This window comes from Streptomyces novaecaesareae, assembly GCF_000716875.1.
Taxonomy (GTDB): domain Bacteria; phylum Actinomycetota; class Actinomycetes; order Streptomycetales; family Streptomycetaceae; genus Kitasatospora; species Kitasatospora novaecaesareae.
Map to the genome: position 1 here is coordinate 1 of NZ_JNWQ01000081.1, position 14,777 is coordinate 14,777.

General features: G+C 75.1%; 12 protein-coding genes. 10 read left to right on the plus strand and 2 right to left on the minus strand.

Annotated elements, in window-relative coordinates:
• The first annotated feature begins 258 nt into the window (after positions 1–258).
• From OP86_RS25970 to OP86_RS26010, 9 genes are all read left to right on the plus strand, one after another.
• Positions 259–1,668 (plus strand): sensor histidine kinase, encoded by a 1,410-nt coding sequence (locus OP86_RS25970; RefSeq protein WP_234435110.1) that lies wholly within the window; start codon positions 259–261, stop codon positions 1,666–1,668.
• Complete coding sequence (locus OP86_RS25975; protein ID WP_030060590.1) at positions 1,620–2,285, plus strand: response regulator transcription factor; 666 nt, start codon at positions 1,620–1,622, stop codon at positions 2,283–2,285. The genes OP86_RS25970 and OP86_RS25975 overlap by 49 nt, the downstream gene beginning before the upstream one ends.
• Before the next feature lie 220 nt (positions 2,286–2,505).
• On the plus strand, positions 2,506–4,176 hold the full coding sequence (locus tag OP86_RS37555; RefSeq protein ID WP_078589505.1) for a DUF2637 domain-containing protein: 1,671 nt from the start codon (positions 2,506–2,508) through the stop codon (positions 4,174–4,176).
• 111 nt (positions 4,177–4,287) lie between these two features.
• Positions 4,288–5,577: a DUF6986 family protein gene (locus tag OP86_RS25985; protein ID WP_030260709.1), complete on the plus strand. Its 1,290-nt coding sequence runs from the start codon at positions 4,288–4,290 to the stop codon at positions 5,575–5,577.
• A gap of 205 nt (positions 5,578–5,782) precedes the next feature.
• Positions 5,783–6,439: a YigZ family protein gene (locus OP86_RS25990; protein WP_051830650.1), complete on the plus strand. Its 657-nt coding sequence runs from the start codon at positions 5,783–5,785 to the stop codon at positions 6,437–6,439.
• 211 nt (positions 6,440–6,650) lie between these two features.
• Positions 6,651–6,965 (plus strand): cupin domain-containing protein, encoded by a 315-nt coding sequence (locus OP86_RS25995; RefSeq protein WP_051830651.1) that lies wholly within the window; start codon positions 6,651–6,653, stop codon positions 6,963–6,965.
• Positions 6,966–7,253: 288 nt separating this feature from the next.
• Positions 7,254–9,170 (plus strand): hypothetical protein, encoded by a 1,917-nt coding sequence (locus tag OP86_RS26000; protein ID WP_030260712.1) that lies wholly within the window; start codon positions 7,254–7,256, stop codon positions 9,168–9,170.
• Positions 9,171–9,285: 115 nt separating this feature from the next.
• Positions 9,286–11,061, plus strand: coding sequence for a restriction endonuclease (locus OP86_RS26005; protein ID WP_030260713.1), 1,776 nt, complete (start codon positions 9,286–9,288; stop codon positions 11,059–11,061).
• Positions 11,062–11,358: 297 nt separating this feature from the next.
• Complete coding sequence (locus tag OP86_RS26010; protein ID WP_030060598.1) at positions 11,359–12,123, plus strand: ZIP family metal transporter; 765 nt, start codon at positions 11,359–11,361, stop codon at positions 12,121–12,123.
• A gap of 78 nt (positions 12,124–12,201) precedes the next feature.
• Here the strand turns inward: OP86_RS26010 and OP86_RS26015 are convergent, their stop codons facing one another.
• Positions 12,202–13,107, minus strand: a complete 906-nt coding sequence (locus OP86_RS26015) for a LysR family transcriptional regulator (protein WP_030060599.1) — start codon at positions 13,105–13,107, stop codon at positions 12,202–12,204.
• Between the two features lie 151 nt (positions 13,108–13,258).
• Between OP86_RS26015 and OP86_RS26020 the strand changes: the two genes are divergently transcribed.
• Positions 13,259–14,200, plus strand: a complete 942-nt coding sequence (locus OP86_RS26020) for an EamA family transporter (protein ID WP_030060600.1) — start codon at positions 13,259–13,261, stop codon at positions 14,198–14,200.
• On the opposite strand, the gene OP86_RS26025 is transcribed toward OP86_RS26020, so the two are convergent.
• Complete coding sequence (locus OP86_RS26025; RefSeq protein WP_051830653.1) at positions 14,115–14,684, minus strand: MarR family winged helix-turn-helix transcriptional regulator; 570 nt, start codon at positions 14,682–14,684, stop codon at positions 14,115–14,117. The two genes, OP86_RS26020 and OP86_RS26025, sit on opposite strands and share 86 nt — an antisense overlap.
• Between the last annotated feature and the right edge of the window lie 93 nt (positions 14,685–14,777).

The window sequence follows — 14,777 nt, forward strand, 5'->3', positions numbered from 1 at the left end:
ATGGTACTGCAGGGGGGACCCTGTGGGAGAGTAGGACGCCGCCGAACAATTCTTCAGAAGAACCCCCATCCGGATCCCGGATGGGGGTTCTTCGCATTTTCGGACCCTCTTACCGGAAGGGCCTGGGACAGTGTTGCTGCGACCACCAGCAGGTAGTCCTAGGTCCACCTCGGAATTGGGGTGTCACGGCCAGTGTGGGGAGTGCAGGGTTCGTGAACACTGATGGAGGACGATCGGTACCGGCATCAGGAGCATCCCGTGACAACAGTGAGTCGTACGAGCGGCACGTCCGTACGTGCTCAGACCCAGGCGGCCCTCGCGGCCGGCGGTGAAGGGCTGGCGCGACTGGTCGTCCTGGTGGTGTCGGCGGTGCCGGGGTTCGTGCTGCCGGTGACGGCGGCGGTCGTCTCGGGGGTGATCACGGCCCAGCTGGTGGAGCAGTACGACCTGGAGGTCCTCCTCGCCCTCCTGGTGGCGGCGGTCGTCGGCGTCGTGGTGGCCGCCGCCACCATCCGCCGCACCGCGGACCGTACCCGCGGGCAGCTGGCGCGCTGGTTCGGCACTCGGCTGCCGACGACGTACGAGCCGTTGCCGGGGCTGGAGTTGGACGGGCGCGGGCACTGGTGGACTGGGTACTCCTACCACCGCTCGCGGACGGTGGCGAAGTACGCGCAGCTGGTCCACTGGGGGCTGCGGGACCGGACCACCCGCGCCGAGCTGGCCTGGCTCGCGGTGAACCCGGTTCTGACGCTGGCCCTGGCCGGGCCGGTGCTGGGCCTGATCGGGCTGGGTGCCGCCTACGCCCTGTCGGGGCCGGTTCCCACCGACGGCTACGGTCCGGTGAGCGGGCGCATGGCGGACGTCCTGCTGGGCATCGTGTTCGGGGCCGCCATGATCGTCGCGGGGATACTCGTGGCACCGTTCGCGGTGCGCGCGCACGCCGAGGTGGCCCGCCGGGTGCTGGACCGGGACGGCCGGGCGACGCACGCCCAGCTGACCAGGCGGGTGGCCGAGTTGACCGAGACCCGGGCGGACGCGGCGGGCAACCAGGCGGCCGAGCTGCGGCGGATCGAGCGGGACCTGCACGACGGTGCCCAGGCGCGGCTGGTCGCGATCGGGATGACGCTGGGCACCATCGAGCACCTGATGGACACCGACCAGGCCGCCGCACGCGAGCTCCTCGCCGAGGCCCGGCAGTCGTCGGCCCGGGCCCTGCAGGAGCTGCGGGACCTGGTGCGCGGCATCCACCCGCCGGTGCTCGCCGAGCGCGGACTGGGCGACGCGGTCCGCGCGCTGGCCCTGGACAGCGCGCTTCCGACCGAGGTCGTCGTGAGCCTGCCGGACCGTCCGGCGGCGCCGGTGGAGGCCGCGGTGTACTTCAGCATCTGCGAGCTGCTGGCCAACGCGGCCAAGCACTCGGAGGCGGAGCAGGTGTGGGTGGACATCCTGTACCGCGCCGGCTTCCTGCGGGTCACGGTGACGGACGACGGCGTGGGTGTGGCGGACCCCTCACGGGGCACCGGACTGCGCGGAATCGAGAAGCGATTGGGTACCTTCGACGGTGTCCTCGCCATCGACAGCACGTCGGGCGGTCCGACCACCATCACCTTGGAGCTGCCGTGCGAGTTGTCCTCGCCGAGGACCTCTACCTCCTTCGCGAAGGCCTGATCAGGCTGCTGGAAGCGCACGGCTTCACCATCGCCGCGGCGGTGGAGACCGGGCCCGAGCTGTTGGAGGCGCTGCTGACGCACCGCCCGGACGTGGCCGTGGTCGACGTCCGGTTGCCCCCGACGCTCACCGACGAGGGCCTGCAGGCCGCGCTCAAGGCGCGTCGCGAGATCCAGGGCCTGCCCGTGCTGGTGCTCTCGCAGCACGTCCAGCAGCTGTACGCACGGGAGTTGCTGGCCGACGGCACGGGCGGGATCGGCTACCTGCTGAAGGACCGGGTGTTCAACGCCGGGCAGTTCATCGACGCGGTCCGCCGGGTGGCGGCGGGCGGGACGGCGATGGACCCGGACGTGATCGCGAAGCTGATGCAGACCACCTCGCGCCGGCCCGGTCCGTTGCTGCGGTTGTCCCCGCGCGAGCGCGAGGTGCTGGAGCTGATGGCCGAGGGCTGTTCCAACTCGGCGATCGCCGCCCGCCTGTCGGTGAGCGACGGCGCGGTGGCCAAGCACATCGCCAACATCTTCACCAAGCTCGAACTCGCCCCCGACGAGGACGCCAACCGCCGGGTGCTGGCGGTGCTGACCTACCTCAACGGCACGGCGGAGCAAAGCGGCTGACGGTCCGGCCGGTCTGCGCGACGGCCCGCTCCGCACCGCGGCCCGCCGCCGTGCGCCGCACTGTGACACCCCAGGCTGCGGGAACGCTTAAACAGGTGTACGAGTAAACTCCGGTGGGCCGAGCCCGGAGGTTGCTCAGCCTTCCGGCGGCCCGACCAGCGGGACCCGGCAGTCGAGGCAGCGTACGGCCGCAGCCGACATCCAGGGGTTGATAGACGTAATGGCACGCCCAACGCTCACCAAGGCCCATCGCGGCTTGCTCGGCCTGGTCGCGGCCGGCGCCTGCATCATCTCGGGCATCGGTTTCGCGGGCTCGTACAACGCGGTGCGCGAGCTGGCCGAGAAGAAGGGGTTCGGCGCCTTCTCCTACGCCTTCCCGATAGGCGTCGACGCGGGCATCGTCGTGCTCCTCGCCCTCGACCTGGTGCTGACCTGGCTGCGGATACCGTTCCCGATGCTGCGCCAGACCGCCTGGCTGCTGACCGTCGCCACCATCGCCTTCAACGCGGCCGCCTCCTGGGGCGATCCGCTCGGCATGGGCATGCACGCCGTCATCCCGGTGCTGTTCGTCGTCGTGGTCGAGGCCTCGCGGCATGCGGTCGGCCGGATCGCGGCGATCACGGCGGACCGCCACATGGAGTCGGTCCGGGTGATGCGCTGGCTCCTCTCCCCGGTGCCGACCTTCCGACTCTGGCGGCGGATGAAGCTCTGGGAGCTCCGCTCCTACGACGAGGTCATCCGGCTGGAGCAGAACCGCCTGGTCTACCGGGCCCAGCTGCGCTTCCGCTACGGTCGCGGCTGGCGCCGCTCGGCGCCGATCCAGGCGCTGCTGCCGCTCAAGCTCGCCAAGTTCGGTGTCCCGCTGGACCCGTCGCTGCTCGACCGGCTGGACGACGAGGCCCGCGAGCGCGAGCCCAAGGAGGCGCTGACGGACCAGCAGGGCGCGCAGGGGCTCGGAGTCCCGGCGGGCCGCACCGTCGCCATCGCCCCGGTCGCGGGCGCCCCGGCCGGTCAGCCGCAACAGCTCCCGCACCCGCAGCAGGTGCCACCGGCCCAGCAGACCCGGGCCCCGGCCGGACCGGTCCAGCCCGGGCCCCTCCAGGCCCAGCCCGGGCCTGTCCCGGCCGCAGTCCAGACGCCGGACCCGGCTCAGGCCGGAGCAGCTGCTCCCGCGACGGCCGCCCCCGCCGCCGTCGCGCCGCTGCCCGCCGAGGTCGCCGCGCCCATGCTGGCGAAGCTGGCCGCCGTCCGGCTGCGTGCCGCGCATGAGCCGGAGGACGCGGCGGAGGTGGCCCCGCAGTCGCGCGGCGAGGAGCTCAACGTCTGGACCGAGCGCCCGGTCCGCACCACCGGCCACCCGGCCGACGCCGCCCCGGGCGGGCGGGTGCCCGGCCAGGCCTCGCCCTGGTTCAAGCCGCCGCGCCCGGTGGCCGACGAGCCCGTCGCCGGTCCGGCCCCCGCCGGCGCGCCCGAGCCGCAGGCCCAGCACCCGGCTCCCCAGCACCCGGCCGGCCCGCAGCAGTCGCAGCAGCCCGTCGAATCACACCAGCAGCACCAGCAGCACCAGCAGCCCCGCGAGGCCCGGCAGCCGGAGCAGGCGGCCCAGCCGACCCAGTCCGAGGCGCCGGTGCCGGCCGAGGAGCCCGTCCAAGCCGAGCAGCCCGAACACCTCCCGGCTCCCGCGCGCCTCGACCCGGACCTGGCCTACGAGGCCCTCGTCTCCTACATGGACAGCCACGGTCACCAGCCCGACCCGCAGCGCCTCGCCGACTGGCTGACCAGGGAGTACGGCGCCACCGGCAAGGGCCCCGACGGCTCGGTCCACCCGAAGGAGGTCGCCGAGCTCTTCCCGGAGCTGCGCGACCGCTACGCCGCCGCCGGGAGGGACTGACCGGGGCCGCCGCCGTCCAGCGCTCGGTCGGGCCATTGACGCCCGACCGTGCCGGAGCTACCTTCGCCTCAACAAATTGTTGAAGCGATGGTTCGGCGCGGAGGAATGCGGATGTCTCAGGTCGAGGTCGACGGAAACGGGCCGACGGACGGGGCCTCCTTCTCCACCGCCGCCCGCGCCGCGGTGGAGGCGCTGCTCGCCCCGGTCGACGCCGACCTGGCGCGCCGCTACCCGGGTGACTCCGGGACCAGGCAGCCGGTGCACACCGTCTACGTCCCGGCCGACGCCTTCGCCGCCGACACCGTACGGGAGTGGGGCCACCAGGCCCTGGCGGCCTTCGACACCCATGCCGGCACGCCGGCCGAGCTGGCCCGCGCCCTCGGCGTCGCCGACGACGAGCTGCTCGCCGACGTCCACGCCCGGGTCCGGGCCAAGCTGGAGCGCGAGCCGGTCGAGGACCTGCGGATCGACTTCGAGGACGGTTACGGCCCCCGCCCCGACGCCGAGGAGGACGCCGCCGCCGTCCGGGCGGCCGAGCTGATCACCGCCGCCGTGGCCGAGGGCAGCGCCCCGCCGTACGTCGGCATCCGGATCAAGTGCATGGAGGCGCCGGTCCGGGCCCGCGGCATCCGCACCCTGGAGCTGTTCCTCGCCACCCTGCTGGCCGGCGGCGGTCTGCCGGAGGGCCTGGTGCTCACCCTGCCCAAGGTGACCTACGCCGAGCAGGTCACCGCGCTGGTCCGACTGCTGGAGGACTTCGAGCGCCGGGCCGGGCTGCCCGCGGGCCGGATCGGCTTCGAGATCCAGATCGAGACCACCCAGGCCATCCTCGGCCCGGACGGCCGGGCCACCGTGGCCCGGATGATCGAGGCCTCCGAGGGCCGTGCCACCGGCCTCCACTACGGCACCTTCGACTACAGCGCCTCCTGCGGGGTCAGCGCGGCGTACCAGAGCATGGACCACCCGGCCGCCGACCACGCGAAGGCGGTCATGCAGGTGGCCGCGGCCGGCACCGGGGTCCGGCTCTCCGACGGTTCGACCAACGTCATCCCGACCGGCTCCACCGAGCAGGTGCACGCCGCCTGGAAGCTCCACCACGACCTGGTCCGCCGCTCTCTGGCCCGCGCCTACTACCAGGGCTGGGACATGCACCCGGCGCACCTGCCGACCCGCTACGTCGCCGTCTACTCCTTCTACCGCGAGGGTCTGGCGGCCGCCGCCGCCCGGCTGGCCGCCTACGTCGCCAAGGCGGGCGGCGACGTGATGGACGAGCCGGCCACCGCCCGGGCCCTCAGCGGCTACCTGCTGCGCGGCCTGGACTGCGGCGCCGTCGACCTCGCCGAGGTCACCGCGCTGACCGGCCTGGACCGCGAGCGGCTCGACACCCTGGCCGGCCGCTGACCCTCCACCGGCTGGCTCCCGGCCCCGCCGACCGGCTCCTGGCGGCACAGACCGGCGACGGCCCCACCGCCGATCCGCGGCCTTCCGCCTCCGCAGCACCGGCCCGGCAAAGATCCGCGAGCCACGCCTTAGGCTGGCGGTGCCGCCCCGGCGACCCGGGGTGCGCGCCGACAGCCTTCGCCGTCCCCGGGAGAACCACCGCGTCATGTCCGTCACGCCGGAGCCCAGCGCCAGGCCGTACCTGACCATCCGGCGGGCCGGCAGCCACGAGATCGAGATCAAGAAGTCCCGGTTCATCTGCCACCTCGCCCGGGTCGCCGACGAGGACGAGGCGCAGGCCTTCATCGCCGGGATCCGCAAGCAGTACTGGGACGCCCGGCACAACTGCACCGCCTTCGTGGTCGGCGACGACCAGCGCCGCGAGCGCTCCAGCGACGACGGCGAGCCCGGCGGCACCGCCGGGGTCCCGATGCTGGAGGTGCTGCGCCGGCGCGGTCTGACCGACACCGTCGCCGTGGTCACCCGGTACTTCGGCGGGATCAAGCTCGGCGCGGGCGGCCTGGTGCGGGCGTACGGGAGCGCGGTCTCGGAGGCGCTGGACGGGATCGGCCTGCTGGAGCGGCGGCCGGTCGCACTGCTCGCCGTGGCCGTGGACCACGTCCGGGCCGGGCGGGTGGAGAACGACCTGCGGGCGGCCGGGTACGTGGTGAGCGACCTCGCCTACGAGGCGGCCGGGGTGCGGATCGAGGTGGGCGTGCCGGAGCCCGAGGTGGCGGACTTCCACACCTGGCTGGCCGAGGCGACCGGCGGTACCGCGGTGGCGGTCCCGGCCGGCCGCACCTACGTCGAGGTCCCGGTCTGAGCGGTCGGGCGGGTGCCTCCCCGGAGCCGCTACCCTGGAGCCGCTGCGCCGAAGCCGTCGTCGCGGAGCTGTCGACCCGCCGGGTTTCGGCCAGACATTCGGCCACTGGCCACCGGCCCGTTTCGGTGCCCCGAGGAGCCTGTCTAGCCTGAACCGGCCGCCCGCCGGGAGCCGTCCGGCAGCCCGAGGACGCCCCCAGGAAGCCGCCGCGATGCCCGTCGTCCAGACCATCACCCTGCCGCCCGGCGCCAGCACCGGCTGGCACTACCACCCGGGCCGGGTCGAGGTGGTGGTGCTCTCCGGGACGTTGACCCGGACCCTGCACGACGGCCGGGTCGAGGTCAGCCGGGCGGGGGACTCCCTGGTCGAGGAGGCGGGGCCGGTGTACATCCACGTCGGCCGCAACCTCGGCACCGAACCCGTGGTACTGATCGCGGACTACGCCGCCCCGGCGGGCTGTCCGCTGGCCGTGCCGGTCGTGGAGCCCGCCTGGAGCCGCAGCCCGACCGGACCCGCCGGGCTCTGAGCAGGCGGGCCAGGGGGCCGAGCGCGACCGGCTCTCGAGGAGGCCCGTGCGGCTCGTCCGGGCCGCACGGGCGTGCCGTGACGCCCCGCAGCAGGCCGGTCTTCGTAGCCGAGGCACCACGCCACGCGGAAGTCGCCTTGAGGAGATTCACCCGAACGTAGTGTCGTCGCCCCGAGTTGGAACTTCCGCTCAGGGCCGTGGCGTTTCCTGGGCAAGGATCCGGCGGAACCGGACGAAACCCATCGATGGAGGACACAGGACCCCACCCCGCTCCACGGAGGTATGCGCATGACCTCAGACCGTTCGACCTCGAATCCCCCGGCCGCGAACCGCCCGGCCTCGAACCGCTCCCGCCCGCACACCGGTGCCGACCTGCCCGGCCCCCGCGGTTCCGCGACGCCCTACCGGATGACCGTCACCACGGCGCTCCCGCACGCCGACGCCATCGCCCTGGCCGACGAACAACTCGCCTCCTGGCTGAAGCACGAGGGCTGCGAGGAGCCCCCGCCGGCCCCCCGCACCCACGCCGGGCAGACCACCGCGGAGCCTGCCGCAACGGGCCGGGGTGCACCGGGCCTCGCCGAGCGCCTGCGCCTGGGCGACCGGGTCCTGCTCGACCGCGACCACGGCCCGCTGCGCGGCGGCCCCGGCGCCGGCCGCTACGACCGCCGCCGGCTGCGCACCCCTGCCCCGCACGGCACCCAGCAGCTCACCCTCACCGTGGCCACCGGGGCGGGTGGCCCCACCTGGGTCCGGCTGGAGGCCGAGACGCACAGCACCGGCAGCGGCGTGCGCACCCCCTGCCGGGTGCCGGTGCCCGAGCTGGCCCGCACGCTCCTCCCGCTGCTCGACGCCACCGACGGCCCGGCCGACGTCCACCTGGCGCCCCGGGTGATCACGGCCGACCAGGTGGACACCCTGATCGACGAGCTGTGCGACCCGGAGCGCCGGCTGCCCATCGTGGTCGCCAGCGTCCCGGTGAACCTCCCGCCCGACCGCTGGGCCGAGGACGTGGTCGGCCCGCTCTGCCACCAGCTGCCCGGCCTCGCCACGGCCTACGTGCTGGATCCCGGCGCCCGCACCGGATTCAACGTCGCGCTGGAGTACCACACCGTCTACGGCGGGGCGGTGCGCACCTACCTGCCCGAGGTCGACCCGGCCTCCCGGCAGGACGGCGCCCGGCATCCGGTGCTCGCCCGGGGCCGAATAGAGCAGGACCTGCGCCGCGCCGCCGGGCTCCTCGCCCGCGAGCCTCGCCGCCTCGCCGCCAACCAGCCGCTGCCGCCGTCGCTGGCCGCCGTCCCGGTGCTGCGCGTCCCGCCGCCGCAGCTCCGTCGGGCCGCCGACCCGGCGGTGGGTCCGGCCGGCCGTCCGGCTGTGGATCCCGCCGTGGATCCGGCCGCCGGCCCGGTCGCCGCGGCCCCGGGAGCGGACCGGACCGCCGTCCGCGCCGAACTGGCCGCGCTCGCGCACGAGGAGCAGCAGGACCGCGCCGAGCAGCAGGCCAGGGCCGACGAGTTGGAGCGGGTCCGGCACACCCTGCGCCTGGAGCGCCGTGACCACCGGGAGCGGGGGCAGGGCCGGGAGGGCCACGACGCCCGGGAGGGCCGTCTCCGCTCCGGCGCCCGCGCCCTGACCGGCCGCCACTGCACCGCTTCGGGCGCCGGCGCGGCTGCCGGGCAGCACCTCGCCGCCCAGCCCGCGGGCCGCCGGGGCAAGCCCGAGAGCTTCACCGAACTCATGGCCAGACTGGGCGAGTTCCCGCTGCTGACCTTCACCGGGGACCAGAAGAACGCGCTCGCCCTGGACGGGCTCCAGCGCACCGGTGCCGGCTGGGCCCGGCTCGCCTGGGACGGCCTGACCGCCCTTCAGGAGTACGCCGAGGCAGCGGTGCGCGGCGCGGCCGGCGGGGACTTCAAGCAGTGGTGCGAGCACACGCCCGAGGGCTGCCACCGCTTCCCGCCCCGCAAGGCCGTGCGCGGGGAGTCCCGTACGGTGTTCAGCCACACCAAGTGGAAGCGCGAGCGGATGCTGCCGGTGCCGGAATGCGTGGACACCTCCCGGCGTGCCTTCATGGGCGCGCACCTGCGGATCGGCGGCGGCCGGACGGCCCCCCGGCTGCACTACCTGGACGACTGCTCCGGCAGCGGCCGGATCTACGTCGGCTACATCGGACTGCACCTGACCAACACCCGTACCAACTGACCGGCCTGGCTGACCGTTGCGCCCGTTCGGGGGACAATGTCCGGCAGGGGTGGGTCCGCACGGCCGCCGACCGCCCCGGGCAGCGCGCCGGACGAGCATGGGGGAACGACGACCGATGCAGCACTCAGCAGACGGCCAGTCCGACGGCACCGCCACCGTCCGGTTCCCCCGACCGGGCTTTCTCGCCTCGGTCTTCCGCGACCTCGGCGCCGACGAACCGGCGGGGCCGGACGGTGCCGTCACCGGCCGCCCCGGCCGGGGCGCGGACGGTGACGGCCCGTCCGTCCCGGGCCCCTCCGGCCCCTCCGGCCCCGCCGACCCCAGCCCAGTGGACCCCGGCAACGCGGACCAGGGCACGGCGGACCCCGGCCCCGCGAACCGGAGCACCGCGGACCAGGGCGCCCCCGCCTTGGCCGCCGTCGACCCGGACGAGGCCGTCGCGGCGCACGCCAGGGCGGCCGCCCTGACCCACCACCGCACGGTCACCGTCCGGGCCGAGCACGACCGGCTGGCCGACCTGCTGCGCCGGGCCGCCCTGCCCGTATCGGCCATGGACTTCGAGAGCCAGCTGCGCCACTACGAGCCCCGCCCCTACCTCGCCGACGGCCCGGGCGCCGCCGCCGACGAGCGGGAGCCCCGTTGGGAGGACTTCGCGCCCGCCGAGCCGGCCGCCGCCGACCCCGAGGCCGGCCCGGCCCGCCGCCTGCTCGACTCCGGCTACCAGCGCGAACTGGCGCAGGCCCGGCTCACCCACCAGCGCACCCTGCGCGAGTGGCGCACCCGCCGGGCCGAGGCCGACCGCCCGGCCGCCGACGAGTCCAGGCGTGCCCACGAGGCGGCCGAGGAGGCCCGGGCCCGCGCCGTGCGCGAGTACAACGACAGCCTGGAGGAGTGTCGGCGGGCCTACCGGCTGGCCGAACCGGCCGCCGTGGAGTCGCTGCTGGAGCGGGCCCTGGCCGCCGCCGAGACCGCCACCCAGGACCTGCCCGCCCCCTGCCGGGCGGTCTTCCGCCCGCTCACCCGCACCGCCGTACTGGACCTCGACCTACCGCCGCTCGACCTGGTGCCCTCGCTCACCGGCTACCGGCTCGACCCGGACGGCGACATCGTCCCGGTTCCGCGCCCGCCGGCCGACCGGGCCACCGACTACCTGCGGCTGGTCGCCCGGCTCGCCCTGCGCGTCCTGCAGGCCGCCGACGCCGTCGACACCGACGAGATACTCGCCGGCGTCGTCCTCAACGGCTGGCTGCGCGAGCCCGGTGCGACCGAGCCGGTCTGCCTGGTCAGCGTGGACGCCGACCGCGACGCGCTGGCCCGCACCCGGCTGCTGCCGCCGGAGACCCCGTACGAGGAGCGCGACGACGAGGGCGTCTACGCCGACGCCGAACAGGACGAGGCCCTGGTCCGGCTGCGCCAGCTCGGCGCCGCCGTCACCCCGGACCCGTACGAGCGGGCGGGTGTCGAGCCGGCCGCCCAGGCCGGGGCCGCCGTGCCGGCCGCACCCGACCTGTCCGCCAACGAGTTCGCCCAGCTGGTGCGCGACCTGCTCACCCGGGGCGGGCTGGCCGAGTGGAGCGTGCGGCTGCGCAGCCCGGCCGGGCTGGTCGCCACCGGCGAGGGCGCCCCGGGCAGCGCGCTGCCCGGCCGCTGGGTGGTCTGGGCCTCCCGGGGCGCCGCGCCCGTCACGGCGGAGCAGATCGCCACGCTGGCCGAGGCGGTCGGCGAGGAGTCCGCCGAGCGCGGCCTGCGGCTGACCACCGGGCAGTTCACCGACGAGGCCCTGGACCTCACCGCCGAGGAGAGCCACCGGCACATCCACCTGGTCGACGGCGACGGCGTCCGTGAACTCGCCCGTACCCACCTTGGCCTGCCGCTCGCCGCCGGCCGCTGACCGCCGGCCGCTGACCGTCTGCCGCTCGCCGCCTGTCACTCGCCGCCTGTCGCTCCCACCCGGAGGTCACCCCGACAGCCCATCCGGCGGGCGTCCCGCCACGCCCGGACCGACGCTGGGGAAACGGGCCCCGGCCGGGCCCGGCACCCCGGGCGACGACCCTCGAACGGCCGTCCGGTACGGTCAGCGGTCGGCCCGGCCACGGGCGGATCCCAGGGGGAGAGGAATGGGCAGAGCGCTCCGCAGACCACACGGCAGTACCGGCCATCCGGCCGCACCCGCGGCGGAGACGGCCCGATGACCGCCGTCCTGGTCGCCGCCGGGGCGTTCCTGATGACCCTGATCGGCGGCTTCGTCGCCCAGCGCACCGGCGACCGCCGCCACCTGGTGCTCGGCTTCGCCGCCGGACTGATGCTCGGCGTGGTCGCCTTCGACCTGCTGCCCGAGGCGATCCACCAGGCACCGGGCGAGGTGCACGGCGTGCCACAGGCGCTGCTGATGTTCGCGGCCGGCTTCCTCACCATCCACGTGGTCGAACGCGCGGTCGCCATCCACCGCGGCCACGAGGGCGAGTACGCCGAACACACCCACGGCCACCGCCCCGGGCACGCCCACACCGCCGGGCACCAGGGCGTCGGGATGACCGCCGCCCTGGCCCTGGTCGGGCACAGCGTGATGGACGGCTTCGCGATCGGCGCCGCCTTCCAGGCCGGCACCACCGTCGGCACCGTGGTGGCCATCGCGGTGGTCGCGCACGACTTCGCCGACGGCTTCAACACGTACACGATCACCCGGCTGTACGGGAACAACCGGCGGCGGGCGCTGACCCTGCTCGCGGCGGACGCGCTGGCCCCGGTGTCCGGTGCCGCGATCACCCTGGCGTTCACCATCCCGGAGCACCTGCTCGGCCTCTACCTGGGCTTCTTCTCCGGTTTCCTGCTCTACCTGGCGACCTCCGACATCCTCCCCGAGGCCCACAGCCCGCACCCCTCGCGCAGCACCCTGCTGTGCACCGTCGCCGGGGTCGGCTTCATGTGGCTGGTGATCGGCTTCGCCACCTGAGGCCCGCGCCCTGCCTGAGGCCCGTCCCGCGCGAGGCACGCGCCCCGCCCGAGGCCCGTGCCCTCCCCGCAGCCGGCCTCACGCCCCCAGCCGCCCCCAGCACTCCCGCATCGAGTCCAGCGCCTCGGTGATGGCCGGCCGTCGGGAGGCCTGGGAGCGCCAGAGCGCGAACACCCGCCGGGTCGGCTCCGGCGTGACCGGGCGGGCGGCCACCCCGGGCGGCAGCGGCCCCCGTCCGAGCCTGGGCACCAGGCCCATCCCCAGACCGGCCGCGACCAGCGCGATCTGCGTCTCGAACTCGCCGACCTGGTAGTGCACGTCCGGCTCCTCGCCGGCCTCGCGCATCGTGCGGACCAGCCAGTCGTGGCAGATGTTCCCCGGCGGCACGCTGATCCAGCGCTGCCCGCACAGCCGTTCCACCGGCACCCGGTCGAGCGCGGTCAGCTCGTCGTCGACCGGCAGCAGCAGGTCCACCGGGTCCGTCCCGAGGTCCAGCCGGGAGACGCCCTCCTGCACCGGCAGCGGCACGGTCGGCCAGTCCTGCACCAGCGCCAGGTCCACCTCGCCCCGGGCCACCAGCTCGGCGGCCGGGTACGGATCGCGCTCCAGCAGCCGTACGTCCAGCTCCGGGCAGCGCCGCCGCAGATCGGCCAGCACCCCGGGCATCAGACCGCGCGCACCGGAGGCGAAGGCGGCGACCAGCAGTCGCCCGACCGCCTGGCCGCGCTGCTCCTCCAGCCGCACCTCGGCCTGCTCCACCAGTCCCAGCACGGTCTGCGCGGTGGCGGCCAGCTCGCGCGCGGCGTCGGTCAGCACCACGCCCCGGCCCTGCCGTTCCAGCAGCACCGTCCGGGTCTCCCGCTCCAGCTTGGCGATCTGCTGCGACACCGCCGAGGGCGTGAACCCGAGCGCGGCCGCCGCTCCGCCGACCGAACCGTGCACCGCCACCGCGTGCAGCGCCCGCAGGCGCCCCAGATCCATCATGCAGCGATCCTAAAGTGTCTCCTTCAGTATTCATCGCTGGTGCTACACGGTTGCGCGCCGCCATGATCGGCCCATGACCGCGACACCCACCGCCGCCCCGAGCGGCAAGAGCCCCGTGAGCAGCAGGAACGGCATGAACAGCAACGCCGGCATGAGCACGCCCCACATCGCGCTGGCCGTCCTGGTGGCCGCGATCTGGGGCCTCAACTTCGTCCTCATCCACGTCGGCCTGGAGAACTTCCCGCCGCTGCTCTTCTGCGCCCTGCGGTTCGCCGTCGTCGCCGTCCCGGCCGTCTTCTTCATCGGCCCGCCCAAGGTGGCCTGGCGCTGGGTGGTCGCGGTCGGCGTGGTCCTCGGGGTGGTCAAGTTCGGGCTGCTCTTCCTCGGCATGCACGCCGGGATGCCGGCCGGCCTCTCCTCGCTGGTGCTCCAGGGGCAGGCCGGCTTCACCGCCCTGTTCGCCGCCGTGCTGCTGCGCGAACGCCCCGGTGGCCGGCGGCTCGCGGGCCTGGCGATCGCCTTCGCGGGCATCGCGCTGAGCGCGTACGACCAGGGCGTGGGCGGCCCGCTCGGCGCCTTCGCCCTGGTCGTGCTGGCCGCCGTCGTCTGGGGCCTGGCCAACGTGCTGACCCGTAAGGCCGCGCCGCCGGACGCGCTGCGCTGGATGGTCTGGGTCAGCGCCGTCCCGCCGCTGCCGCTGCTGGGCCTGTCCCTGCTGGTCGAGGGCCCGGAGGCGGACCTGCGCGCGCTGCGCGACATCACTCCCGCCGGGCTCGGCGCGATCGGCTACGTCGGGCTGGTCTCCACCCTGCTGGGCTTCGTCGCCTGGAGCTTCCTGCTGCGCAGCTACGACGCCACCGCCGTGGCGCCCTACTCGCTGCTGGTGCCGGTGTTCGGGATGTCCTCGGCCTGGCTGCTGCTCGGCGAGCGGGTCAGTGCGACGGCCGCCGCGGCCGCGCTGCTGGTGATCGCCGGGATCGGGGTCACCGCGCTGCGTCCGGGGGCACCTACCGCCGTGGCGGCCCGGCTGCGAGGAACCGCGCCTCGGCGGAGCGCAGCACTCGCAGCAGCACCTCCTCGTCCGCGGGGCTGACCTCGCCGAAGTACTCCTGCGCCACCTCGTCCCGGACCTGCCCGATCCGTTCCACCGCCGCGCGGCCGGCCCCGGTCAGCAGGATCCGCACCGCCCGCCGGTCGGCCGGGTCGGGGCTGCGCTCGACCAGGCCGGCTTCCTCCAGCGCGTCGACCACGGTGGTGGCCGAGCGCGGGGCGATGTGCAGCTTGTCCGCGAGGTCGCTCAGCCGCATCGCCCGGTCCGGGGTCTCGCAGCCGGGTACGTGGGCGAGCGTGCGCAGCGCGCGGGCCTGGCCGGGGGTGATGCCGTACGGCTCCAGCCGCGAGCCGGTCTGCCGGCGGATCCGCTTGATCGCCCTGGTCATCGCGTCGGCCAGTTCGGCGGCGGTGCCCGGGAGGTCGGCGGCGTCGGGGCTGCCGGGGGTGCCCGGGATGCCGGGGACGTCGGGGGTGCCGGGCTCGGGGGAGGGGTCCGCCGGATCGTCGGTCGGCGTGGTGGTCATCGGCGGTCTCCTCGGCAGGTGTCCGGCCAAGCGTAGCGACCGGGTCCGGGGCGCTCGGGCGTCGGGCGAAGACGCTCCGGGAAATATGTTGAG